Annotated in this window: 29 protein-coding genes and 3 pseudogenes; 26 read left to right on the forward strand and 6 right to left on the reverse strand. The window is 40.6% G+C overall.

The features are described 5' to 3' along the window. Positions 1-13: 13 nt before the first annotated feature. From NXG62_RS10925 to NXG62_RS11045, 25 genes and pseudogenes are all read left to right on the forward strand, one after another. Positions 14-349, forward strand: coding sequence for a phage baseplate plug family protein (locus tag NXG62_RS10925; protein WP_427112443.1), 336 nt, complete (start codon positions 14-16; stop codon positions 347-349). After that, entirely contained in the window at positions 349-1,452 is a 1,104-nt protein-coding gene (locus tag NXG62_RS10930) for a baseplate hub protein (protein ID WP_427112444.1), read from the forward strand. Before NXG62_RS10925 ends, NXG62_RS10930 begins: the two co-directional genes overlap by 1 nt. 6 nt (positions 1,453-1,458) lie before the next feature. Beyond that, a complete protein-coding gene (locus NXG62_RS10935) occupies positions 1,459-2,055 on the forward strand; it encodes a Gp138 family membrane-puncturing spike protein (protein WP_427112445.1) in 597 nt (198 codons plus the stop codon). Further along, complete coding sequence (locus NXG62_RS10940) at positions 2,052-2,402, forward strand: hypothetical protein (protein WP_427112446.1); 351 nt, start codon at positions 2,052-2,054, stop codon at positions 2,400-2,402. The genes NXG62_RS10935 and NXG62_RS10940 overlap by 4 nt, the downstream gene beginning before the upstream one ends. A gap of 12 nt (positions 2,403-2,414) precedes the next feature. Next, complete coding sequence (locus NXG62_RS10945; RefSeq protein WP_427112447.1) at positions 2,415-3,587, forward strand: baseplate J/gp47 family protein; 1,173 nt, start codon at positions 2,415-2,417, stop codon at positions 3,585-3,587. After that, positions 3,584-4,231 (forward strand): DUF2612 domain-containing protein, encoded by a 648-nt coding sequence (locus tag NXG62_RS10950; RefSeq protein WP_427112448.1) that lies wholly within the window; start codon positions 3,584-3,586, stop codon positions 4,229-4,231. Before NXG62_RS10945 ends, NXG62_RS10950 begins: the two co-directional genes overlap by 4 nt. Before the next feature lie 16 nt (positions 4,232-4,247). Beyond that, positions 4,248-5,177: a phage baseplate protein gene (locus NXG62_RS10955; RefSeq protein WP_427112449.1), complete on the forward strand. Its 930-nt coding sequence runs from the start codon at positions 4,248-4,250 to the stop codon at positions 5,175-5,177. Positions 5,178-5,189: 12 nt separating this feature from the next. After that, a complete protein-coding gene (locus NXG62_RS10960; protein ID WP_427112450.1) occupies positions 5,190-5,519 on the forward strand; it encodes a hypothetical protein in 330 nt (109 codons plus the stop codon). Then, the gene (locus tag NXG62_RS10965) at positions 5,516-6,367 is read left to right on the forward strand and encodes a hypothetical protein (protein WP_427112451.1); all 852 of its coding nucleotides are present in this window, start codon (positions 5,516-5,518) and stop codon (positions 6,365-6,367) included. The genes NXG62_RS10960 and NXG62_RS10965 overlap by 4 nt, the downstream gene beginning before the upstream one ends. Beyond that, the gene (locus tag NXG62_RS10970; protein WP_427112452.1) at positions 6,364-6,873 is read left to right on the forward strand and encodes a hypothetical protein; all 510 of its coding nucleotides are present in this window, start codon (positions 6,364-6,366) and stop codon (positions 6,871-6,873) included. Before NXG62_RS10965 ends, NXG62_RS10970 begins: the two co-directional genes overlap by 4 nt. Further along, positions 6,866-7,192, forward strand: a complete 327-nt coding sequence (locus tag NXG62_RS10975) for a hypothetical protein (protein ID WP_427112453.1) — start codon at positions 6,866-6,868, stop codon at positions 7,190-7,192. The genes NXG62_RS10970 and NXG62_RS10975 overlap by 8 nt, the downstream gene beginning before the upstream one ends. Further along, a complete protein-coding gene (locus NXG62_RS10980; RefSeq protein WP_427112454.1) occupies positions 7,192-7,452 on the forward strand; it encodes a hypothetical protein in 261 nt (86 codons plus the stop codon). Before NXG62_RS10975 ends, NXG62_RS10980 begins: the two co-directional genes overlap by 1 nt. Further along, positions 7,445-8,497 carry a hypothetical protein gene (locus NXG62_RS10985; protein WP_427112455.1) on the forward strand — a complete coding sequence of 351 codons (1,053 nt, stop codon included), beginning with the start codon at positions 7,445-7,447 and terminating at the stop codon, positions 8,495-8,497. The genes NXG62_RS10980 and NXG62_RS10985 overlap by 8 nt, the downstream gene beginning before the upstream one ends. Positions 8,498-8,499: 2 nt before the next feature. Further along, the gene (locus tag NXG62_RS10990; RefSeq protein ID WP_427112457.1) at positions 8,500-9,165 is read left to right on the forward strand and encodes a hypothetical protein; all 666 of its coding nucleotides are present in this window, start codon (positions 8,500-8,502) and stop codon (positions 9,163-9,165) included. Between the two features lie 12 nt (positions 9,166-9,177). Further along, a complete protein-coding gene (locus NXG62_RS10995; protein WP_427112458.1) occupies positions 9,178-9,486 on the forward strand; it encodes a hypothetical protein in 309 nt (102 codons plus the stop codon). Between the two features lie 14 nt (positions 9,487-9,500). After that, positions 9,501-9,773, forward strand: a complete 273-nt coding sequence (locus NXG62_RS11000) for a hypothetical protein (RefSeq protein WP_427112459.1) — start codon at positions 9,501-9,503, stop codon at positions 9,771-9,773. Beyond that, entirely contained in the window at positions 9,757-10,338 is a 582-nt protein-coding gene (locus tag NXG62_RS11005) for a GH25 family lysozyme (protein ID WP_427112460.1), read from the forward strand. Before NXG62_RS11000 ends, NXG62_RS11005 begins: the two co-directional genes overlap by 17 nt. 5 nt (positions 10,339-10,343) lie before the next feature. Continuing rightward, on the forward strand, positions 10,344-10,703 hold the full coding sequence (locus tag NXG62_RS11010) for a hypothetical protein (RefSeq protein ID WP_427112461.1): 360 nt from the start codon (positions 10,344-10,346) through the stop codon (positions 10,701-10,703). Between the two features lie 16 nt (positions 10,704-10,719). Further along, entirely contained in the window at positions 10,720-11,247 is a 528-nt protein-coding gene (locus NXG62_RS11015; RefSeq protein ID WP_427112462.1) for a hypothetical protein, read from the forward strand. A 433-nt stretch (positions 11,248-11,680) separates the two neighbouring features. Next, the gene (locus NXG62_RS11020; RefSeq protein ID WP_427112463.1) at positions 11,681-13,039 is read left to right on the forward strand and encodes an acyclic terpene utilization AtuA family protein; all 1,359 of its coding nucleotides are present in this window, start codon (positions 11,681-11,683) and stop codon (positions 13,037-13,039) included. Positions 13,040-13,043: 4 nt separating this feature from the next. Further along, positions 13,044-13,361 (forward strand): AtuA-related protein, encoded by a 318-nt coding sequence (locus NXG62_RS11025; RefSeq protein ID WP_218118688.1) that lies wholly within the window; start codon positions 13,044-13,046, stop codon positions 13,359-13,361. A 33-nt stretch (positions 13,362-13,394) separates the two neighbouring features. Beyond that, positions 13,395-14,681 (forward strand): hydroxymethylglutaryl-CoA reductase, degradative, encoded by a 1,287-nt coding sequence (locus tag NXG62_RS11030; RefSeq protein WP_427112464.1) that lies wholly within the window; start codon positions 13,395-13,397, stop codon positions 14,679-14,681. A 14-nt stretch (positions 14,682-14,695) separates the two neighbouring features. Beyond that, positions 14,696-15,139, forward strand: coding sequence for a hypothetical protein (locus tag NXG62_RS11035; RefSeq protein WP_427112465.1), 444 nt, complete (start codon positions 14,696-14,698; stop codon positions 15,137-15,139). Continuing rightward, positions 15,139-16,515: a tripartite tricarboxylate transporter permease gene (locus NXG62_RS11040; protein WP_427112466.1), complete on the forward strand. Its 1,377-nt coding sequence runs from the start codon at positions 15,139-15,141 to the stop codon at positions 16,513-16,515. Before NXG62_RS11035 ends, NXG62_RS11040 begins: the two co-directional genes overlap by 1 nt. 181 nt (positions 16,516-16,696) lie before the next feature. After that, positions 16,697-16,882, forward strand: a pseudogene (locus tag NXG62_RS11045) (transposase); the annotation flags it as partial. A gap of 31 nt (positions 16,883-16,913) precedes the next feature. On the opposite strand, the pseudogene NXG62_RS11050 reads toward NXG62_RS11045, so the two are convergent. Further along, a pseudogene (locus tag NXG62_RS11050) lies at positions 16,914-17,156 on the reverse strand (integrase core domain-containing protein); the annotation flags it as partial. A 150-nt stretch (positions 17,157-17,306) separates the two neighbouring features. On the opposite strand from NXG62_RS11050, the pseudogene NXG62_RS11055 reads away from it, so the two are divergent. Beyond that, a pseudogene (locus tag NXG62_RS11055) lies at positions 17,307-17,435 on the forward strand (hypothetical protein); the annotation flags it as partial. Between the two features lie 298 nt (positions 17,436-17,733). Here the strand turns inward: NXG62_RS11055 and NXG62_RS11060 are convergent. From NXG62_RS11060 to NXG62_RS11080, 5 genes are all read right to left on the reverse strand, one after another. Next, positions 17,734-18,972: an IS256 family transposase gene (locus NXG62_RS11060; protein WP_427112192.1), complete on the reverse strand. Its 1,239-nt coding sequence runs from the start codon at positions 18,970-18,972 to the stop codon at positions 17,734-17,736. Between the two features lie 158 nt (positions 18,973-19,130). Next, positions 19,131-19,271: a hypothetical protein gene (locus tag NXG62_RS11065; RefSeq protein ID WP_427112467.1), complete on the reverse strand. Its 141-nt coding sequence runs from the start codon at positions 19,269-19,271 to the stop codon at positions 19,131-19,133. A 44-nt stretch (positions 19,272-19,315) separates the two neighbouring features. Continuing rightward, on the reverse strand, positions 19,316-20,230 hold the full coding sequence (locus NXG62_RS11070; RefSeq protein ID WP_427112468.1) for a LysR family transcriptional regulator: 915 nt from the start codon (positions 20,228-20,230) through the stop codon (positions 19,316-19,318). Positions 20,231-20,387: 157 nt separating this feature from the next. After that, entirely contained in the window at positions 20,388-21,446 is a 1,059-nt protein-coding gene (locus NXG62_RS11075; protein ID WP_427112469.1) for a hypothetical protein, read from the reverse strand. Between the two features lie 25 nt (positions 21,447-21,471). Further along, complete coding sequence (locus tag NXG62_RS11080; protein ID WP_427112470.1) at positions 21,472-22,860, reverse strand: amino acid permease; 1,389 nt, start codon at positions 22,858-22,860, stop codon at positions 21,472-21,474. Positions 22,861-22,995 lie beyond the last annotated feature (135 nt).

Here is a 22,995-nt window from a genome sequence, read left to right on the forward strand (position 1 = left end):
AAAGGAGACTGCTATGTTATCTATCATTCCGCTGCAGGCGGTACCAAACAAAACATTTTACGTGACGGGATATGTAGATAATTCCAATATCATTCTACAGCTTACGCTTAGTTATAACGAATTGGAAGAATGTTGGATGATGGATATTGCAGATTCCGAAGGAAGTTCTATTTTAAGCGCCATCCCTCTTATCCCGGCACAAAATATATTAGAACAATACGCGTATTTAGGAATTGGTTCCATGTATCTTGTACCCAAGCAGACCGTAAAAGAAGAATGGCCATCCTACACTACGCTTACTTCCGATTGGTTCCTTGTATGGGGAGACACGAACGGAGATGATGTATAATGGCGGATACTCCGGAAGGGATTGTTGATGTATCAGGACAGGATAAAAACAATATCGATTCAAATAAAACACAGACATTAAGTAATACATCAGGATTTACGGCCCCTGCACAATATCTACGGAAATGGCAGATATTAATCATCAAACCGGCATATACAAAAGATGCCAACGGAAATTATACGGTTCGTGATAAACAGCACGACCACGCATTAGATGTTTCCCATCTTCGATGTGTATTCAAGACGCAGCAGACAACAGGGACGGCGGTTACGATCGGTACACTGGTTGTCTATAATATGAACGCATCTACCGAAGGGGACGTAATACGGGAAGGATTCCAAGTTATCATTCAGGCAGGATATCAGACCGGACAATACGGGGAAATCATCACGGGTGACATTGTTCAAGTCATCCGCAATCGAGAAAACGGCATTGATTACCGTCTTGAAATATTATTTCTTAAAGGAACTTTAAACTTTGATACAAATTATGTTCGGGCTACGATAGCGGCAGGAGCTACGCCGCGGGATATTATCACACAGATCGCTAAGACAGCAACCAACCCCATTGAAATAAATAAAATCAATAGTTCTATTCCTGATACACCGTTGCCACGGGGAAAAGTAATATATGGGACGGTAGGGAAATATTATCGTGATATCGCGGTTATGCATGATGCGGTATATTATATGGACGACAACAATCAATTGTTATTCTATAAAAATTCGGATGAGATACCGCAAAGCAAAGAATTGGTATTAACTCCGGCAACGGGATTAGTCGGTACCCCTTCGTATTCCGATAACGGCATTCAAATAAGCATGCTTATGGACGCCCGCGTAAAGTTAGGAACGATGATAAAAATAGATAATAGCATTATCCAAGAACAGTTGATTAGTATCAACGCTACAACGGGAATGGGACAAAATCAGCTGTCCCAGAAAACGCAATTCGATGAAGACGGCGAATACCAGGTGTTTTCTGTGCAGCATGAAGGGGATACCTACGGTAATGAGTGGTATACAAAAGTGGTGGGTATAAGTAGACACGGACGAACCGGCTTATTGGTACCCATGACAAGCATTCAGTCTACAACGAGGTAAATATATATGGAACATGGAAACGAAAGAACATTAGATGGAATAGAGAATAAAAGACGTGCGCTGGAAAGCTTAGGTATAGGGATGCGGGTAGCGATGCCGGGAATTATACAGTCCGTAGATTACGAAAAACAGACTTGCACCGTACAACCGGCTATTCGGGAAATGCTGAATCAAGAAGGAAATATTGTCCATGATACATTGCCTTTATTAGTAGACGTTCCCTTCTTTGTTTATTCTGGTGGCGGCTATTGCTTGACACTACCAGTATCAGAAAATGATGAATGCCTTGTCGTGTTTGGTGACGAATGCATCGATGGATGGTGGCAAAATGGTGGTGTGCAGAATCAAGTAGAACGGAGACGTCATGATTTATCAGATGGGTTTGCCATTGTGGGGTTCCGAAGTCAACAAAAAAAGTTATCTAATTATTCGGGAAACACTGCGCAGATTCGCACAGAATCCGGCAGCTCGTATATAGAGATTTCAGATAGTGGAATAAATATAATGAGCAGTAATACTACGATAGACGGCGTTAGTTTTAAAGGTCACATGCATAGTGGAGTTGAATCCGGAGGAAGCAATACGGGAGGCGTTGTCATATGATGTATCGTAGATTAGACAGTAACGGCGATTACGTGTTCGGCGGCAATGCCAATGATTTTCTATCCGGCACAATTGCTGTAGCGCAGGCAATACGAACACGTTTACGGTTATTAAAAAACGAATGGTGGGAGGATCTGGAAGGAGGCCTTCCGCTATTCGATAAGATACTGGGATACAATTCACAGGAAAGTGCTAAAAAACAAATAATAGACCGAATTTTAGGGACAACCGGGGTAACGTCTATTGTTACCAGCGATTTTTCCTATGATGCGGATACCAGAACTATTACCATAGAGGCTATTGTCGATACAGAATACGGCAATACCTCTTTTTCATATACGATGTAAGGAGGGGTTACGATGGCGTATACTGCCCCATATATTGACGAAACGGGTATTCATATCCCGACATATGATGATATTTTACAAGATATGATCGCGCAAATGAAACAAATTTATGGTGATGATATTTATTTAGAGGAAGATTCACAGGATTATCAAATGCTTTCTATTTTTGCGGCAAAAGAACATGATACGCAAAACATGTTACTTATTGTCTACAATAATCGTTCTCCTAAAACCGCCGTAGGAAGTGGACTAGACGGCATTGTTAAGCTAAACGGTATTAGAAGAAACGCCGCTGGATATAGCACATGTGAAGTAGAACTTACGGGAACTTCGGGTACTGTTATTCCTGCCGGAGTAGTAACGGATCAAGCCGGTTATAAATGGGATTTACCAACGGAATTAACGCTCACTGGCACCACAATACAGACAACGGTGACGTGCGAAACCATCGGAGCAATACAAGCCCCCATAGGGACTATTACGACAATATCAACACCGCAAAAAGGATGGACGGCTGTTACAAATCCATCTGCGGCCATTACGGGACAGCCGGTAGAAACCAATGCACAATTACGATTACGGCAGTCTAACAGCGTAGCCGCTCCCTCACAAAATATGGTGGATAGTATTATTGCAGGAATTGTAGGAATATCCGGTGTCACGCGGTATCGAGTATATAACAATGATAGCGGTTCGGTAGATAGTAACGGCATTCCCTCTCATTCTATAGCCGCCGTTGTAGAAGGGGGAACGGATGATGCAATAGCAGCCCAACTGTTTTCGAGAAAAGGCCCCGGCTGCGGAACCTTTGGTTCATCCAGTAAATCATATACGCAAAGCGATGGAACGCAAAACATAGTAAAATTCTCACGCCCTACGTATATACCGATTGCAATAAATATAAATATAAAGCCCAATGCTACGTATACATCCGCCGTGGGAGATAATATCAAGTCGTATATAACGTCTTATATGGAAGTTTTGGGAATCGGCGACGATATCTCTGTTACCGGAATCATTGCAACTGTATTGCAGGCATTGTCTGATACGTATTCCCCGTCTTTTTCTTTGCAGTCTGTTCAGCTATCTGCATCTGGCGGGGCTTTAGCATCCTCCGATATTTCTATTGCTTATAATCAAGTGGCACAGTTGTCTTCGGTTGCAATAACGGAGGTATCATCATGAGTGGCATGTCAAGTTATTATTTACGGTTAGTTACAAGTGAACATGCCAACAAGCCGAAATTTAATGCTATGCTTTCTTCCTTACTGTCTTATAGCGATGATGTGTATAATTTAGCCGTCTATCTGGACAGCTATTTTGATATAGATAACGCGATAGGAAAACAAGAAGATATACTTGGCGATATTGTCGGTATTGATAGAACGCTTAACTTTCAACCGGATCGGGGAATATCACCAGTACTGGAAGATGAACCATATCGGAAATTATTACAATCTAAAATTGTAAAAAATATGTGGAATGGCGGTATTGATGAGCTATTGCAGACTTGGAATGAAGCGTTTGGCTCAGCACTGATTGTGCAAGATAATCAAGACATGACATTAGATATATGCGCCATTGGATTATCTTCACAAATTATTGGCAATATGATTCAGAAAGGATATATCATTCCTAAACCAATGGGGGTGGGAATAAACTTTCATTTTTCTGATTCTGCCGTATTTGCATACGGAGTTGAAAACGACAACATGAAAGGATATGGAGAAGGTCTATGGGAACGGCCAACATTAAAAGATAGTTTTGGCTATGGAGTAGAAGACGATACGGAACATATTCACGGTTACGGAGAAGGATATTGGACATAGAAAAGGAGATATACACATGAGTGCAGGAAATACGAATATAAAAATATTTAATGAAGCGCAAAGCGCAACAAATACATATTCAGATGCGCAGTACCTTGATGCAACGCAGCGTCTTAGCGGTCTTTCCGGGGGAATGGCCATAACAGAACAGCACAATAAAATGTTTTTGCAATGGTCTGTAATGGCATATGCATTAGCGCAATATATCTCTAGTCAGGGATACGATTGCTTAGATAGTGCGCCGTCTGCTATTCCGACAAATTTAGCGAGTGCAATAAATAATCAAATATCTAACAGCAGTATAACCAGTATTATTAATTCCATGAGCTGGCAAAAAAATACCGTAGTTCCTGCTAGAAAGTTGATATTTAGTGCAAATATTCCTCCTGGTTGTGTAGCAACGGTTATTACCGCAGGTACTACAGGAGCAACAGAACCCACATGGGGATCAGAAGACTCTACCGTAGAAGACGGAAGTGTTACATGGAAAATAGTAAGTATTGTATTATCTAATGATTTATTATCACAGCATCCTATAGGAAGTTTGTATTGGAGTGCTGTTAATACAGACCCCGGGACTATATTCGGTGGCACGTGGGCACAGATTAAAGACAAATTTGTTCTTGCTGCAGGAGATACATATACAGCGGGAGCGACTGCCGGGGAAGCGGAACACATTCTAACCGAAGCGGAGTTGCCGAAGATAACGCCCCATGGCACCATTTCTAATACCGCAAGTGCAACGTATAAAGATAGCCGGCCGCAATGGGGCGGTTCTGATATCATCGGTGATAATGGTACAGCCATAGGCAGCGGTGATGCTACAAGAAATGCTGATTCCGTCACCGTAATATCTACATTCACGGGTACAGAATTCGGCGGCGGGCAAGCGCATAATAATATGCCACCATATACGGTTATGTATTGTTGGGTACGGACGGCGTGATGAGGTGATAGTATGGACTATACATGTATGCCGATGATTACGATAAAACAAGGGGATACCTTCGGGTATCCTTTTTCGATGGCAGATTCAGCAGGGAATCCCATTACAGGGATTGCAGGAAAATTAAAATCACAAATACGGGATTCTTTCGACAATATCATTAGTGAAACAACTATAACAGAAACATCTACACCGGGGCTGTATTTATTACTCGCGGTTAATAGTTCAGCCGGATGGCCATTATCTGGGTGTTTTACAGACATTAGATATACAGACAGCCAAGGAATGTCCGACAGTATTGTCACAATCGGTATTCGAATAATAAAAGAGGTATCGCGATGAATAGTGAATTAACTCAAACCGGAAATATAAAAGTTAATATCATGGCCGACGGTGTCATGGCATCACAAGCCAAAGAAGCGGCACTCCAAGCCAAAGCAGACGCACAGGCGGCGGCACAGGAATCAGAAGCGTCAAAAGAAGCGGCGGTGCAGGCAAATACTGATTCGCAGACCGCCAAAACAGATGCTCAAACAGCGGCGCAAGCGGCCCAAACAGCACAGGGAAACGCAGAGATGGCGCAGGGATTATCCGAATCGGCAAGGGATGATTCTATTGCGGCAAAAAATACTTCGGTAAGCGCGGCAGGTACAGCGACGACAGCAGCAGAAGCAGCGCAGGGAAGTGCGACAGCAGCGGCAGGGAGTGCCACAAATGCCAATACATCTATGGAAGCAGCCGCTTCATCTCAAACAGCGGCGGCAAATTCTGCTTCTAGCGCGGCTGGTTCGTCTACTGCGGCAGAACAGGCGAAAGATACCGCTGTAGGTGCATCTAATACAACAACAGCGGCAGAAGCACAGATATTGAAAGGCGTAGAAAACTTCCAATCATTGGGTACGCTAACCGGCAATACTACAATCAATTGTGCCAACGGTTCTGTTGTATCGGCAACCATCGGAGCAGATTTGACATTTGCGTTCACTGCCAACGCAAGCACCACGACTAACCAGACTCTCACGCTGATACTCACTGGTGCAGGAAGTCATGTCGTCACGTGGCCATCAAGTGTGAAGTGGCCATGGGGACTGGCACCGACATTCAGCACGGGAACTGATATTGTGACATTCATGACGACGGACAACGGTACCACATGGTACGGTTCACTAAACGGGGTGAGTTACGCATGATTAACCGTAGATTAGGAAATATGCACATTATGAACTTACCACCCACGTTCAGTCGGAATAGTCCGGCGACGAATGATGACGGAACTACCGTAGCGGCAAACGTAGCACGGTTCGGGACGAACGGGGTAAAAATTGAACAAGCAATGACGAACATACTTGTTAATAGTGATTTTTCGAACGGCGTAACTAGTTGGAATTTAAGTTACGGTTCTGGTATTGTTTCTTCTGGGATTTTATCTTTTACAGGAAATGGGACACAGCCGAACCCTACACTACTTCAAAATGTGCAAAATATAACAGCGATAACCGGCCATAAGTACTATCAAGCAATAGATGCAATGGTTACAAACTCTATTTGCACTATATTACGGCTTACCTTGCAAGTTGATACGACTGGCAGTGTCAGTGCGGGAGTTGATGTTAGTTCACCTCAGTCTAATATCTGGTATCACATAGCTCAGATTGCTACTGTATCTTCTGCACAGAACGGAGGAACCCATGTATAAAGTAGTAAACAATAGAATCTATCTTACCCGCGGGGACAGTGCTTCTTTCCCACTCAGCGTGACAGATAAAGACGGCGTGACTTACGTTGTACAGCCGGATGATGCCATAGTTATGACACTGAAAAAAACAACAGCGGATAAGACGTATTTGATTCAAAAACAATTGGTTAATGGGGCATTCTCGTTTGCCCCGTCGGACACAGACGGGCGCGAGTTTGGCGATTATGTATATGACGTGCAATTGACAATGGGTAGTGGATACCGGGATACGATTATACCGCCGACGCTGTTCCGCATCACGGAAGAGGTGACATGTTAATGAGTGAAAATTTAACGGGCGCGATAAGCGGAGGCAGTTCCCTGAGCGGTGCAATAGGTGCTGCTGTAGTAGATAATACAAAAATTTTACAATTTTCTAGTATCTATGAATTTCCCAACCGGGGAGATACCGGAAAGATTTATATAGATACAAGCGAGAATGCTACGTATCGATGGGATGAGGCAGCTAGCAAATATTACTGTGTAGGACGGGATTATCAGGAAATAGGCACGATATCAGGAGGGACAGCAAATGAGTAAAACATTATCAAATGTCAAATTGCAGCTAAAAAATGGGACGAAAGCAAATTGGGCAAGTATTAATCCGGTACTGGCTAAAGGCGAATTAGGACTGGAATCAGATACGGCACATTTTAAATTCGGAGATGGGGTAAATGCATGGACGGATTTAGCATATGCCGGAACGATTGTAAAAGCCAGTGCCAGTAATGGACAGCTATTGATTGACGGTACGGAAACCGTTATTTATACGTTGCCTACAGCAGCAATTTCTCTGCTGGGCGGTGTTAAATCGCAAGCTGCCGGAAGCGGTAAAGTGGTAGTAGGAAGCGATGGGACAATGAGTGTTGCCGAAGTACCCAAAGCAGACCAGCTTACTACGGCACGCGTGATTACTGCATCCGGAGATATCAGTGGGGCGGTTACGTTTGACGGTTCTACCGCTGTCACATTTCCCTTAGCTTTGGTGGCCACCGGTGTTACAGCAGGAACATATACCAAACTTACAGTAGATGCCAAAGGAAGAGTAACAGCCGGAGGAACGTTATCTGCCGGAGACGTACCAACCTTAACATTGTCTAAAGTATCGGATGCCGGAACAGCCGCCAGTAAAAATATCGGTGTTGCTGCAGGAAATGTTCCCCTATTGGATAGCACGGGAAAACTCAATTCGAGTGTGATTCCGGCCATCGCCATTAATGAAACCTATACCTGTGATACGCAAGCAGAAATGCTGGCACTTTCAGCTAATGTAGGTGATATCTGTATTCGTACTGATGGCACGGGTACATGGATCCTAAAAACGGCCGGTGCGTCTATACTGGCAAACTGGGCGGAATTAAAAGCACCTACGGATGTCGTTACTTCTGTCAATGGGAAAACAGGTATCGTCGTGCTAAGTACGTCGGATATGGCCGAAGGCACGAATTTGTATTACACTGAAGCACGAGCCACGGCAAATTTCAATACGAACTTTGCTAATAAAACAGTAGGCGGCCTATCCGATGGGGGCAATGTGATTATGAGCGGTGATTCGCTGGTGATTGATTGCGGGACGGTGAGCTAATAATGGCAAAACGTACTTTTAGCGAATCCACTGTGCAGCATAAAACCGGAACGGCGGCGCAGTGGACGTCGGTCAATCCCGTTTTGGCCAAAGGCGAAATAGGGGCAGAATTGGACGCAGGACGAATAAAAATAGGTGACGGTGTAACCACGTGGGCAAATCTGCCGTATATCGGGCAGTCAAGTACTGCCCCCGTTGGCCATATTCAGCAGCAATATGTACTAGAACCGGGGTATCTTAAATTAGACGGGTCTACAGTAAATCGTGCAACGTATGCGGATTTATGGGCGTGGGCTCAAGCAAATGGATTAGTGACTGAATCACCTAGCAATTATCAATTTGGCACAGGCGATGGTGCCACTTTTGTTCTTCCCAATCATCTTGATAGGGTGTGGCAAGGGGGTTCGGACGCCGGACTAAAAAATGCCGGATTGCCTAACATTACGAGTGAGGCGCATTATGTGTCAGTGGCATATACGGGTTGGGGGCAGGGGTCTTTCGGGGCAATGAGTTTATCCATAGACGCTGGTGTAAGTAGTCTGATTTCTGGTAATACCTGGGGAGGGGCAAAAATTGGATTCGACGCCTCACAATCTAACGCAATATACGGAGCGTCAACAACGGTACAGCCGCCTGCAATCGTTTTAATACCGCAGATAAAATATTAAGAAAGGCGCGATATGAGCGAAATAATAATAGCGATAGTAACTAAATCCATATGGGGCCTGTTGGCCTTCCTCGCTGGCGTAGGAGCCAGCGCAATCAAAGGTTATTATAAGGACAAAAAAGCGACAGAGATAGGAGTACAAGCTCTGCTGCGTCATGATATTTTAAATATCAGCAAATCTGCTATGTCTGAGAAGTGTATTTCTTTTACAGATAAAGAAGATTTAACCCATATGTATGAAGCATACGCCGGTCTAGGCGGCAACGGTACCGTAAAAAATATGATGCCGATGCTAAATAATTTGCCGGTAAAAGAAGATTGAAAGACGGTGATACATTGTTACAAAAAATTCATAAACATATGCTAGACATTATAGCAGGGGCATTTTTGCTCCTGTTTTTATGTTGGATGATTGGCTATTTTGCAGATGCGTTGTACGACATGAAATTTGAAATCAAGTCGTGCTGGGACGGATTTACTACACTGAGTGGCGCCGGTATTTTAGCTGTCGTGAGATACATTATGGACAGCTGGAAAAACAGTGACAATGGCGTAAATCCGTATGAAGATAAAAAAATGGGAGATGATCTACATGAAGCAAGGAATTGACGTAAGTTATTGTCAGAAAAATTTTGATTTTAATGAAGCAGTCAATCAAGAAAAAAAGTTTTGTATTGTACGAATCGGGGAACACAATTATATGGATGATTTATTTCCCCAGCACCTGAACGGAGCTATTGATGCGGGTATGGATGTAGGGGTTTATTTTGTGGCCAGAGGACTTACTCCAAACGATATAGAAGCAGAAGCTCAATTCTTTGCAGATTCAATCAAACAAAACATTTCAGCAGAGCTAAAATGCGGAGTATGGTTAGACATCGAAGAATGTTATTACGATCAGAAATTATCCGTACAGCAGCTTACGGATTTAGTATCTTCGTTTATTACGGTGATGAATCGGAACGGCTACGACTGCGGGATCTACGCATCATATAACATGCTGAATCAAATGGACGTTTCGCAGTTTGCAGATTACGTTAAGTTTTTCCCGGCAAATTATGGGCCTTCCTGCGCGTTCAAAGAGGAACACCCGGAAAAACAAGTAATATTATGGCAATATTCAGATTCTGATGGACAATTAGACTTAGATGTTATGTACGAGGAAGGGGAGTAATTATTATGGCAGAAGATACAGCAGTAGTAACAACAGACACGGCAACACCAGTAGCCCCAGTGCAGGACACAACAGTTGCCACGGATGCAACGGCAACACCCGCACCACAGACCGACATTGAAAAACTGGATGCCGAAATTGCGAAGCTGGAAGCGGACGGCTCCGAAGTTTTCGCCGACACCATTAAAGTTTTAGAAGATAAACGAGATGCGTTGATCGCCGAGGCAGAAGCCGAAGCAAAAAAAGTGGAAACCGAAGTCGTGACCGTTGAAGAAACATTCCGGCAGAAATACGGGAATGTTATTGTCAATGGAATTGAAATTGTGGGGATAGGAGCTATCATTTATCGGCTGTTTTTCTTTTAAAAAGGAGATGCATTGAATGTGGAAGATAAAAAAACTTGGATTATTGCTTTGCTGCTTGTTATTCTTGTCGCTGCCAGCGGCTGGCTTCTGTACCGACACTACAACAGCGCAGGAACCGCAGACGGTCAGCGTGCCATTGACACAGTGGAACAGCTTAAACAGTCAAATCAATCAGCAATGGACGATAATAGCACAGCAGGAGGAGATATCAGCGCAGCTCAGATCCAAATTGAATCTGCTCAGTCAGAACTCAACGGAGCAAGTACAGACATTGACAACGCTCGACAATCAGTTGACAGCCTGCAAGAGTCAGTTGGTAACAGTGCAGACACAATTGACGACAGCGCAAAGCTCCTTGACGAACTCGATGCAAGTATTAAACAATCAAAAGCAAACGTTACAGCAGAACGAAATATTATTGAATCAGTTAACAGCGGAAATAAAACAAATGGAGCATCACGCTAGCGTCCTACAGCGACAACGGGACATGTGGGCTGTAGTTGCTATTGGATTGACCGGTTATATTGTTCATGAAAAAATATAATATACACATATTAAAAGCCCTTGCTTAACAGCGGGGGCTTATTTTTTTTGCGTAAAAATAATCTTTTCGTCAAAAATCCGTCAGAATTTCTCTTCTTTTTTACTATCATTTTATCTATACATGAAAATAAAAACGTTTAAAATATTGTGTATTCTATGCTATTTATACCTATTTTTCTTAAATATTCTAAAATAGTGGAATTTGACAATGAAATATATACAAAGTAAACAATATTATGTATAATAAGTATACATATCTCTTGGCCGTATACACAGTGTAAACAAGCGGTCAAGGGATATTTTTTGCCATTTTTTAAGTAAAAATAAGATGAATACTAAGTCTATAAAATATTACATTAATTCATGTATATAATTGGCATGATAATTTCATATAAAAATGATGTAGACTTAATTTGAGAAAAGAGGTTATCAGCATGAAAACAATCAGAATTGGTGGCGGTCAAGGGTTCTGGGGCGATTTGAACGATGCGCCGATTACCATGGCAAAACAGGACAATGTCGATTATATTGCCTGTGATTATTTGGCGGAACTTACATTATCCATTATGCGCCGACAGCAGGAAAGACGTCCGGAAGCAGGATATGCGCGTGATTTTATTACAGCGTTAAAAAGCATGCTTCCTGATTTAAAAGAAAAAGGAACAAAAGTTATTACGAATGCCGGTGGTATGAATGTAAAGTCATGTGTAGAAAAAGTAAAAGAAGCCATTAAAGAAAGTGGTCTGCACATGAAAGTGGGTTATGTTCTTGGCGATGATGTCAAGGATATCATTCCTAAACTGCGGGCACAGGGAATTTCCATGGCTCATATGGATACGGACGAACATATTGATCGAATTCTTCCCAATATGGTAAATGCCAATGTATACTATGGAGTGGAACCTATTCTGGAATGCTTGGAAGGCGGCGCAGATATTATTATTTTGGGACGGTCCACGGATACCGCTATGTTTGAAGCTCCCCTTATTCATGAATTTGGCTGGAAAAAAGATGATTGGACAGCTAAAGCAACAGGAATTTTGGCAGGTCACTTATGTGAATGCGGAGCCCAGGCAACTGGCGGCAACTATGATTATGATTGGCGCAATGTGCCACGGCCGGAATTTCTCGGGTATCCGATTGCTGAAATCAGTGAACCGGGAAAATTGGTTCTGACTAAGACACGTAATACCGGTGGTTTAGTTACACCACAGTCTGTTAAAGAACAGCTTATGTATGAAATCCACGATCCATCAAAATATATTACACCTGATGTAGTAGCTGATTTTAGTAACATTACTGTAGATGAAATTGAACGTGATCATGTTGCCGTTAATGGTGTTACCGGTCACCCTGCACCAGATACATTGAAACTTTGTGTAGGATACCTTGAAGGGTATCGGAATATTGCATATCTTCCCTATAGCTGGCCGAATGCGTTGGAAAAAGCTAAAATGGCAGCTGAAATTCTTGATAAACGCATGGCGATGAAAGGGCTTAAGGCTATTCGTACACATGTTGATTATTTAGGACTGAATGCGTTGCATGGACCGCTTGCGCCGGCAATAGAAGCTGATTTAAATGAAGTGGTTCTTCGCTATGCTATTATGACGGAAACCAAAGCGGAAGCGTTGAAACTGACCCCGGAAATTGCACCTGTCAGCAATTTGAATGGTCCGGCTCAAGGTTGTTTCTTCGGCGGCCGCACGAAACCAAGTGAAGTATTTGCTCTCTGGCCTACATTGATTCCGAGAGATGCCGTTAAATTAACAAGCTATGTTGAGGAGGTCTAAAATAATGAAAGTCCAATTAAAAGATATTGCACATGGTCGTTGTGGAGATAAAAGTGATACATCCAATATTTGTATCTATGCAAGAAAGCCCGAATATTATGCTGCTATGGAAAAACAGCTGACAGCGGCTGCAGTACGCCGCCATTTTGAAGGACTTGTTTTCGGTGACGTTATCCGGTATGAACTGCCTCAGCTCGATGGATTTAATTTTGTTATGCATCATGCACTCGATGGGGGAGCAACTCGTTCGCTGCGATTAGATACATTAGGAAAATGTATGGAAGCAGCATTGCTGCGTATGGAAATTGAAGTAGATGAATAACATGTTTATAATACGCTAATTTTATTTAAGTATTTGCGTTGCGAAGGGAGATTTAATATTATGAAAACAAATAATTATTCAGGATTTCACAAACTTTCGTTAGAACAACGTGCAGCAGAAGTTGCAGAATTTGCAAACTTAACAAAGAAAGAAATAGACTGCATTATAAATCCAGGAGCACTTACTAATGATATAGCTAATAATGTTATTGAAAATGTAATTGGAACATATCAATTGCCAATGGGCGTTGCTATGAATTTTGTAGTTAATGGAAAAGAAGTCTTGATACCAATGGTTGTTGAAGAAGCCTCAATTGTAGCGGCAGCTTCAAATGCTGCAAAAATGGCTCGGGCAGGAGGTGGTTTTACTACTAGTTATACCGGGAATATAATGATTGCTCAAATACAAACTATTAATATTCCTAATCCATATTTTGCTTGTCAAATGATTCTTCATCATAAAAAAGATATTCTGGATATTGCTAATGAGAAAGATCCGATTCTGGTTAAAATAACAGGTGGAGCTAAAGATGTTGAAGTAAGAATCGTGGATTCTATTATAGGACCTATGGTTGTTACACATCTTCTTGTTGACACAGGAGATGCCATGGGTGCTAATGCAGTCAATACTATGGCAGAAGCTGTAGCTCCTTTTATTGAAAAAATTACAGGCGGTATAGTAAAATTAAGAATACTTTCTAATTTAGCGGCGTATAGGTTGGCTCGTGCAACTGCAAAATTTACAAAAGAAGCTATTGGCGGAGAAGATGTCGTAGATGGAATTATTGCTGCATATGCTTTTGCAGAAGCAGACCCTTTTCGAGCGGCTACAAGCAATAAGGGAATTATGAATGGGATTGATCCACTTATCGTAGCGACGGGAAATGATTGGCGTGGTATAGAATCTGCTTGTCATGCATATTGTTCGTACAAAGGGAAATATACATCTATGACTCGGTGGGAAAAAGATTTGGACGGTAATTTAACTGGGTCTATAGAAATTCCTGCTTTATGCGGATTAGTTGGCGGTGGGACAAAAATACTTCCAGCAGCGCAGATAGGCGTCAAAATACTTGGTGTTAAAACAGCTGCTGAATTAGCACAAATTATTGCGGCAGTCGGTCTTGCTCAAAATTTTGCGGCGATGAGAGCATTAGCAACTGACGGAATTCAAAAAGGACATATGAAACTACATGCTCGCAATATTGCTACTGTTGCAGGTGCTGATGGGAAAATTTTAGATGAAGTTGTAGCGAAAATGGTGGCAGAAAAAAATATTTCTGTTGACTATGCTAAAGAAATAATTTCCAAATTGAAATGAAGGAGGAGCCTATCATGAAACAAGCATTATTGGCAGATGTTTGGGGAGATACTGTTAATTTGCGTGACTTGGGGATTGGAATGGTTATTGGAATGGTTATTAGCATATCTTGTTATTTAGCTGCAAGTATGCTTATTAAAGTGCAGAATCCTGATTTGCCAGATAATTTATTATCAGCATATTCTTTATTGTTTGGAATAGGTGGTTGTGTACTTTCTGCTGTCATTTCAGCTAGATTATTTAAACCTAAACGAGTATTGAATGAAGAAGAATTCTCAGAAAATGATCGTGATAGTGTTATTAAAGAACTGAAAATAGATATTGAACGAGAAAAAGAAGAGTTAAAGTATTTAGATCCTAAAGTTGAACAAGAAATGAAGGATTTAAAATTGTATGATTTATTTGCAGGAACAGATACCGCTGAGCCCAAAATAGGTAAAAAGGCAGGTGACATATAATGGATGCAATCTTTATTCATGACTTGGCGTGGGCGGTAGGTTTGGCTTTGGCTGGTGGGATTATTTTTGCAGGAATAGGATTAATATCTGGAACAGATGAAACATCTACGATTGCACCACTTACTTTGCTAATTGTATTATTAGGAACACCACCGGTTGCAGTTTTTTCATGGTTTATGGCAGCTGCAATTTCTAAACATATGATTCATGCTATTCCAACTGCATTAATGGGTGTTCCAGGAGATACAATGGCTGTTCCTATGATGGAAGATGCTTCAGTACTGCGAAAATTAGGTGTACCACATATGGCTTTACGTAAAATGATTTCTGGTGGAATTATTGCAGCTTTTATAGCTTTGCCAATTAGTGTGGGTTTTGCTTCTCTTTTGGCACCATTTGCGGATATTGTAAAAGAATGGGCACCAGTGGTATTTACTTTAGCCGCTATTATTATAGCATTTACATCTGGAGGAAAATGGGCAAGCCTTTTCACTTTAATTCCTTTTGCTTTTTTTGTACAAGGGTTAAATAAAATGGCAATTGCTAGTATTGGACATGGGGTTTTTATCAGCATGTTTTTAGGTATTGCAATTGGACCTATGTTTGCGGATTTAATTACATTATTGTCACCAATATCAAGAAATCGTTTAATAAGAGAAAAAACGAGAGAATTTTGGTTAGCCCCAGAATTAAAAATGTGGAAAGGTTATTTTCCTAATCCAATTAAAATATTATCAAAGCACCAGATTATGTATAATGCTTTGACTGCAGGCGTATCGGCATTGACTTTCACATTTAGCCCAGTAGGTATGACTGTTATGATGGGAGAATTTGTAGGTGCACGCATTAAAAGTTTATATCAACGTATGACAACTACTTTAGCGGTTATGAATGGAACAACAGAAGCCACCTATATTGCAGAAACCGTTATTCCTCTTTTGGCTTTTGGTATTCCTTTAAGCCCTGTTGGATTAGGGCCGGCAGCACCATTATTTAATGCGCCACCAGTATTTACGGCACAGCCGGTAGTACACAATTTACATAATTTTTTATCTCCAATGGATTATTTGATTTATGGTTATATAGGCCTTTTTGTAGCATTTCTTGTAGCATATCCTTTTTCTATGAATTATGCACGTAAAGCTAGTGCATGGGTACTTAGAAATGTTAGTCAAGAAGCAATTATCAGTATGTTTTCGGGACTGATTGTGGTAATTTCTTATTTTGAAGCAGGACCTGTTGGAATTGCAATTGCTGTTACAATCGCTGTTTTTGGAGGCATTTTAAATCGATATTTTGGAGTACATACTGGGGTACAGTATATGGTATATTATGCTTCACCTTGGCTTATGGCAACATTGTTAGGTATCCATTGATTTATTTAAGGGATTGTAACAATATGACCATTTTCGGAATTTTGTTATAGTCCCTTTTAAAGTAATAAGTTTTGATAAATATAAAAGACTTAGTTTGATATAAAATATTTTGAAGGAGAAATAAGGAATGAATAGCCGTAATCATTTGCGACAAGTATCATAGTGCCCGGTAGTCTGGACCATGGGAAACGTACGGAAACGGATTCAGCATCAATGGGATTATCGCCATCTCTATTTCAAGCGCAACAAAAAGATATTGACCAAGCCCGGATGTAACCTGACAGACGACGAACTCGTTGGGGTACAGAAAATACTGGCACAGTCCGACAACCTGCGTAAAGTGTATGCCTTAAAATGTAGTGGTCAAGCTTTTTTTGTAACATTTGTGGCTAATAAAATCAAATTTGTTTTACCGCTGTATACCGTGCCTCAAACGGTGTCTTATATACGTTATAAGAATGCGGACGGATATGATTATAGGTTACATAGGCGAACTCTTCTATCGCAGAAATCAGTTTCTTATCATCATGATAATAATATAGGTAAATCAATTCGTTTTTAAGCGTGTTATAATATCTTTCCATGTGAACATTATCATAAGGATAGCCGGCTTTGAACCTGCTCTTCGTGATTCCTGCTTCGTAGCTTTGTGGCATAATATTTTCCTCTTTCTTTAATAAAATGATTATATCCTATTAGCCACTCACGTTACAATTATAGAATGTTTCTATAAAGTATTAATGATGCCCACGAAACTGTTTGCGAAGCAGTTCCTACAGTCTTAGCTGGACATGGTGCAGAATGTTGGATTAGCAGAATTCAAGTCCCTGCTGCACTCGTTCGCGGATTGGTTTGACGGCATTATTAATGCCATCTGGTTTTGCTACTCTCATAGATTCATGGAAGGACACAACAAGATAAAAGTATTAAAACGGGTTTGCTTGGGCATTCGTAATTTCCATCGTTTTCGAAACCGCATATTGTTCATGGTCTGCCACACAGCGAAAAGAGGAATATCCCATTGAATGTTCCTCTCGTACATGTGTTACGATTGAGCCACCCCAACATTTGACATAGAGCCTATAGGTCTCCTATGATGAGAGCGCGCCAAATTCTGTGTAAACTCCATATAGTGGTGCAAAATAATAAGAACGTACGAGTCAGCGGTTATATCGTTGGCTCGTTTTCAATATAACAACAAGGGCATGCCCCTGTCAATCAATTCGGCATCCGATCTGCAAAATACACCGCGAGTTGTGCATGAATCTTGCTCCAATCAGGCCGTCGGCCTGTCCATTTTTTAGTAATATCCATCATGGCTAAATACAGCCTTTTGAGCAAACTGTCATCTGTTGGGAATACAGACTTTGCTTTTGTTACTTTTCGCAGCTGCCGGTTAAATCCTTCGATGGCATTGGTAGTATAAATCAGTCGGCGTAATTCTTCTGGATACTTAAAATAAGGACTTAAATTTGCCCAGTTTGACCTCCAAGATAACGTAATGGATGGATATTTAGCATCCCAAGTTTCGGAAAAATGCTCCAGCGCTTCTAACGCTGCCGGTTCATCCACTGCGGCATAAATGGCTTTTAAATCGTGCATCAACGCTTTGATGTCTTTGTACGATACATATTTTGTCGAATTCCGAATTTGATGGATAATACAATTCTGGATTTCTGTTTGTGGATAAACGGCTTCGATGGCTTGGGAAAATCCCGTCAGGTTGTCGGTACACGCAATCAAAATATCGTCTACCCCACGATGTTTGATGCCATTGAGAATGGTCGCCCAGAATTTGGCACTCTCATTTTCACCCACCCACATGCCAAGTACCTCTTTTCGGCCTTCTAGATTGATGCCAATGGCAATATACACTGCTTTCTTGATGATTTGTCCTTCACTGCGGACAGGGTAATGAATCGCATCCAAAAATACAACGGCATACAGCGGTTCCAATGGCCGTTGTTGCCATTCTTTGGCAACGGGAAGTATTTTATCCGTAATACGGCTGATGGTGGTATCCGATACCTCTAATCCATAAATATTCTGAATAGGTGTTTCCATATCACGAGTCGTCATGCCCTTAGCATACATCGATATAATCTTTTCTTCTACGTCGTGGCTGATACTGGTTTGATTCTTTTTCAGGATCACCGGATCAAAATCTCCGTTGCGGTCTCGAGGAACCGCAATGTCCACATTCCCGAAACTGGTACGCAGTGTCTTAGGACTATGCCCATTGCGACTGTTGCTTGTATCCTTGTTCTTGTAGTCATATTTGCTGTACCCTAATTCATCATCCAGTTCAGCATCCAATCCGTTTTCCATAAATTCAGCAATCGTATCTTTGAATAAATTTTGGATATCATCCATGCTGGTGATGTTGCTCATTTGCAACAATTCACGAATTTTGGCACGACGTTCCCTTTCTTCTAGACTGCGTTTTCTTTTTACCATAATAAAAACCTCCGTATGATGTAATTTTATTTTACACCACACGAAGGTTTACACAAAATTTGGGATTGTCCCCCTATGATTTTATTTTACCGTAGAAGACCTTATTAACCCTTGTTTACAGAAAAACTTTATATGCCAGTTGTGTGATTGGAAATTCATTAGGCCGTAACCATTCGTAGGAATCTGGTGTCCGATATATCGACACAGCTGATGCTCCTGTCGATGTCGCCGGTCTTGCCAATCAGCTTGACTTCTTTTATATTATGCATCTGCAGTGCTTTCCGGACTGTGAAATTCATGCCATTACCTCAGAATAATTTGTTACTGATAGATAAAATGGCCATCAGTGAGCATGCGGAGGATATAACTGCTCTAATGCTTTTATGAATGCCTCTGCTTCACTGGATAACTTAACTTTCCTTTGTTTAATCCAGGCCACATTGATTTTTAAATCAATGTTATAAATAGGGATTACATGGAGATTCTTTTCTGTATAATAACTTGCGTTGATTCCTAATTGGAAACAAAATGCATTTGTTTGCAAAAGAAAATTCTGGATATCTAAATTGTCATCAACAAATGCTTCGTATTTTATTTTGATTAATTTTATCCCATCAATTTCTAAGAAATAAGTTAAATTTGAAAAATAATCATCTCGGAAACGAACTACAGGGAATTTAATTAATTCGCGCATATTGACTATTTTTTTGTTATATAGTGGACTTTTAGGCCCTACAACAACATAACAAGTATCCGTTCCCAAATGAATTGATTCAAGGTTGGAATTTCGCAATATATTTTTTAATTTATTGTTTTGCATTGCATTAACGGCAATGATTCCAATATCACTTTTTCCTTCTTTAACATATTCTAATACTTTTCCCAATCTGCCCACATAGTAATTTAAGGCAATATGATCCTCAATATGTTCATTATAAAATTTAGCAACCACAGTTGAAACAGCTGGCAATGGGTAGGCTGCAATTCTGAGAGTTTTGGGCACTTCTTGTGTTGACAAACCTTCTATTAATTCCAGTTGTGCCATAACGGTAGTGGCATATTCATATAATTTTTTGCCGTTTTCGGTTAATACAACACCTTTGCGATTGCGTTCAAACAACTGGACCTTTAATTCTTTCTCCAAATTAGCAATGGCCTTGCTTAGACTTGGCTGTGATAAAAACAGTACTCCGGCCGCTCTGTTAAAACTGCCTTCTGATGCGATCGTTACAAAGTATTTCAGATTTTGTAATTCCATGATATGCCTGCCTTTTCTTCCCCACAAGTCAATTATAGCCGATGTTATGATTTCTTATAGTGGCATTGTTTTAAATTACAAAACTCCCACATATGATTTCGTACTTATTTATACCATAAAATCATATATAGGAGTTTATGCTTTTATTAATGAGATGCTAGAAGTGAATAGAAAGGTTAGTGAAGAATCTGTTACGATCATCTGATACACATTGGCTAAAACTATTCGAGTTAATTTTCTTATAGTTTAAGTCTCCGATTGTAAGGCTTGTTTTATCGTCAAATTTATGAATCCATGCAAACACCAGTCCTTTGGTATTATTATTGGCGGCTCCCGTCATGTCTCCACCGTTGTCATCAAAAATGTTAGCTTGATCTTCTACGTAATAATAACCCGCCATTAGTCTATTTTTCTTATCTACTTGATAGCCGAGATTAGTTTGGAAGGCTTGATTGTCTGAAGATGTGCTGCCAATCAAATATTCAGCGGAAAGATTCAATGTGTTAGTCAATTTTTTTGAACCATATACGCTGAAGAAGGTTACACTGCTATCTGGAATATTGAAATCGGCTTTTGTGGTACCGCCATAATTAACATGAGCTACCATTGTTCCCAAATCGGTTTTAGGATTGAGATGATAGTTGCCTTGCAAGACGAAGAATTTATCATTATTTTTACCTGATTGATAATTAGTCTGCGCTGCAATCGCAGTGATATTGCCTGAACCCATTTTTTTTGTAACATTAACCGCATATGGTAAAATATACCTGCCCATGAACCCGTTATCATATAAAAGTCTACCACCCAATGTCAGTGCCTGTGATCCAAGGACTACATTGTAGTTTTTATTGGTATATTTCAAACCAAACGAATCAATGGCAGCATCATTTAAGTCGGAAATGGATTTGTCAAAATAGTCTCTGGCAAACGCGGCATCTTCTTTGTTTATATGCTGATAACTGAATCTTGCATATGCAGATAAATTACTGGTAATGCGAATATTTGTGTTCAATTGTAACGTGGATTTAAAAGCGGTTCTTGTCTGGGAGGGCCGGCCGTTAACATAATTTCCATCATGCTGGTCGCGGTAATGGAACGTAATATTACCGTCAAAAGTTATGGGATCATTATTTGTCGTTGTTGTTTCCGCCAATACACTTCCCATACTAAAAACCATCAAATTAGTAACCAGTGCTATCAATAGCTTTTTCTTCATGAAATATCGCTCCTATTCATCAGGTCTAGTTTTTGTTATCATTTGCTACAGCATTTTCTATCAAAGTACTGTTCTTTTTCTTAATGTGATAGCCTATAAAAATCATAAGCAGCCAAATAGGTGCGATCATAATGGCTATCCGATAATCCGGCATGGTGCACATAGCAACGGCGATCATCAGAAAATAGGCAATTGCAATATAATTGGCATAGGGATAAAACAGCATCTTATAACCTAGTGCTGCAACTTTTTCTGTACCTATTTTTTTCCTGAATTTTATCTGCGTAATGAGAATCATGACCCAGTTGATTAATGCAGCAATAGTAGCTACAGACATTATGTAAATAAATAATTTTTGTGGAATTAACATATTCATGATTACGACTATGCCCACAATAAGAGAAGAACATAATACGCCGGCATATGGGACGCCCTGTTTGGAAACTTTCTTCAAAAATGAGGGAGCGTTTCCTTGTAATGCCAACGCGTAAAGCATTCTGGCATTACTATACAAACAACTGTTATATGTTGAGAAAACAGCCGTAAGTACAATTACGTTCAGTACTGACGCAGCACTGGCAATCCCAAGTTTCATAAAAATTTCAACAAATGGACTGCCGGCCATCCCTACTTGATTCCAGGGGTATAAAGTAACCAATACAAACATAGAACCGACATAAAAGATAAGAATTCGTCCAATAATGAGGTTGATTGCCTTAGGTATCGTTTTCGATGGATTTTCTGCTTCGCCTGCAGTAATACCGATAAGTTCAGTTCCCCCAAAAGCAAATGTGACAACAACAAAGGAAAGTATGACACCGTAAATTCCATTAGGGAAGAAGCCGCCATAATTAAACAAGTTGCCAAGACCAATCGGTTGGCCGCCAACGCCAATGCCGGTAAAGATAATAACCATACCAAAAACAATCATTGCTATAATTGCCATGACCTTAACCAATGCTCCCCAAAATTCTATTTCACCAAAGGCCTTAACATTGGATAAGTTAATTGCATTGACTAATAAAAACAGGATAAGCCCGGGAATCCACACCGGTAAATCTGGAAGCCAAAAATTTACATAAATCCCTACGACAGATATTTCAGCCATGGAAATCGCAATATAGTTAAACCAGTAATTCCATCCTGATAAAAATCCGGGGAATTCACCCCAATAATCATAGGCATATGTGCTGAATGATCCTGCGACGGGATTATACACCGACATTTCACCTAATGCACGAACTACTAAATAAATAAAAATACCACCAATTATATAAGAAAAGATAACAGCCGGACCTGCCAACTGGATCGTACTGGCGGAACCATAAAATAATCCTGTACCGATAGCACAGCCTAATGCAATCATCTGAATATGACGATCTTTTAATCCTCGTTTCAAATTATGCTCTTCCATATTTTCACCTTTTTTCATATGATTTTATTAATGGGATAATAACAGCTATTCATCCTAAAAATAGGGAACTACAGGAAATATAGTAAAAAATACTTTTTTCCCCTAGTTCCCTTTGGATGTTTTAATACGCAGTAT

This window comes from Megasphaera sueciensis, assembly GCF_050219315.1.
Taxonomy (GTDB): Bacteria; Bacillota; Negativicutes; order Veillonellales; family Megasphaeraceae; genus Megasphaera_A; species Megasphaera_A sueciensis.

Bases quoted from the DNA above. Each gene is read 5' to 3' on its own strand.
- NXG62_RS10925 (WP_427112443.1), top strand. From the start codon at position 14: ATGTTATCTATCATTCCGCTGCAGGCGGTACCAAACAAAACATTTTAC.
- NXG62_RS10930 (WP_427112444.1), top strand. From the start codon at position 349: ATGGCGGATACTCCGGAAGGGATTGTTGATGTATCAGGACAGGATAAA.
- NXG62_RS10935 (WP_427112445.1), top strand. From the start codon at position 1,459: ATGGAACATGGAAACGAAAGAACATTAGATGGAATAGAGAATAAAAGA.
- NXG62_RS10940 (WP_427112446.1), top strand. From the start codon at position 2,052: ATGATGTATCGTAGATTAGACAGTAACGGCGATTACGTGTTCGGCGGC.
- NXG62_RS10945 (WP_427112447.1), top strand. From the start codon at position 2,415: ATGGCGTATACTGCCCCATATATTGACGAAACGGGTATTCATATCCCG.
- NXG62_RS10950 (WP_427112448.1), top strand. From the start codon at position 3,584: ATGAGTGGCATGTCAAGTTATTATTTACGGTTAGTTACAAGTGAACAT.
- NXG62_RS10955 (WP_427112449.1), top strand. From the start codon at position 4,248: ATGAGTGCAGGAAATACGAATATAAAAATATTTAATGAAGCGCAAAGC.
- NXG62_RS10960 (WP_427112450.1), top strand. From the start codon at position 5,190: ATGGACTATACATGTATGCCGATGATTACGATAAAACAAGGGGATACC.
- NXG62_RS10965 (WP_427112451.1), top strand. From the start codon at position 5,516: ATGAATAGTGAATTAACTCAAACCGGAAATATAAAAGTTAATATCATG.
- NXG62_RS10970 (WP_427112452.1), top strand. From the start codon at position 6,364: ATGATTAACCGTAGATTAGGAAATATGCACATTATGAACTTACCACCC.
- NXG62_RS10975 (WP_427112453.1), top strand. From the start codon at position 6,866: ATGTATAAAGTAGTAAACAATAGAATCTATCTTACCCGCGGGGACAGT.
- NXG62_RS10980 (WP_427112454.1), top strand. From the start codon at position 7,192: ATGAGTGAAAATTTAACGGGCGCGATAAGCGGAGGCAGTTCCCTGAGC.
- NXG62_RS10985 (WP_427112455.1), top strand. From the start codon at position 7,445: ATGAGTAAAACATTATCAAATGTCAAATTGCAGCTAAAAAATGGGACG.
- NXG62_RS10990 (WP_427112457.1), top strand. From the start codon at position 8,500: ATGGCAAAACGTACTTTTAGCGAATCCACTGTGCAGCATAAAACCGGA.
- NXG62_RS10995 (WP_427112458.1), top strand. From the start codon at position 9,178: ATGAGCGAAATAATAATAGCGATAGTAACTAAATCCATATGGGGCCTG.
- NXG62_RS11005 (WP_427112460.1), top strand. From the start codon at position 9,757: ATGAAGCAAGGAATTGACGTAAGTTATTGTCAGAAAAATTTTGATTTT.
- NXG62_RS11010 (WP_427112461.1), top strand. From the start codon at position 10,344: ATGGCAGAAGATACAGCAGTAGTAACAACAGACACGGCAACACCAGTA.
- NXG62_RS11015 (WP_427112462.1), top strand. From the start codon at position 10,720: ATGTGGAAGATAAAAAAACTTGGATTATTGCTTTGCTGCTTGTTATTC.
- NXG62_RS11020 (WP_427112463.1), top strand. From the start codon at position 11,681: ATGAAAACAATCAGAATTGGTGGCGGTCAAGGGTTCTGGGGCGATTTG.
- NXG62_RS11025 (WP_218118688.1), top strand. From the start codon at position 13,044: ATGAAAGTCCAATTAAAAGATATTGCACATGGTCGTTGTGGAGATAAA.
- NXG62_RS11035 (WP_427112465.1), top strand. From the start codon at position 14,696: ATGAAACAAGCATTATTGGCAGATGTTTGGGGAGATACTGTTAATTTG.
- NXG62_RS11040 (WP_427112466.1), top strand. From the start codon at position 15,139: ATGGATGCAATCTTTATTCATGACTTGGCGTGGGCGGTAGGTTTGGCT.
- NXG62_RS11060 (WP_427112192.1), bottom strand. From the start codon at position 18,972: ATGGTAAAAAGAAAACGCAGTCTAGAAGAAAGGGAACGTCGTGCCAAA.
- NXG62_RS11065 (WP_427112467.1), bottom strand. From the start codon at position 19,271: ATGAATTTCACAGTCCGGAAAGCACTGCAGATGCATAATATAAAAGAA.
- NXG62_RS11070 (WP_427112468.1), bottom strand. From the start codon at position 20,230: ATGGAATTACAAAATCTGAAATACTTTGTAACGATCGCATCAGAAGGC.
- NXG62_RS11075 (WP_427112469.1), bottom strand. From the start codon at position 21,446: ATGAAGAAAAAGCTATTGATAGCACTGGTTACTAATTTGATGGTTTTT.
- NXG62_RS11080 (WP_427112470.1), bottom strand. From the start codon at position 22,860: ATGGAAGAGCATAATTTGAAACGAGGATTAAAAGATCGTCATATTCAG.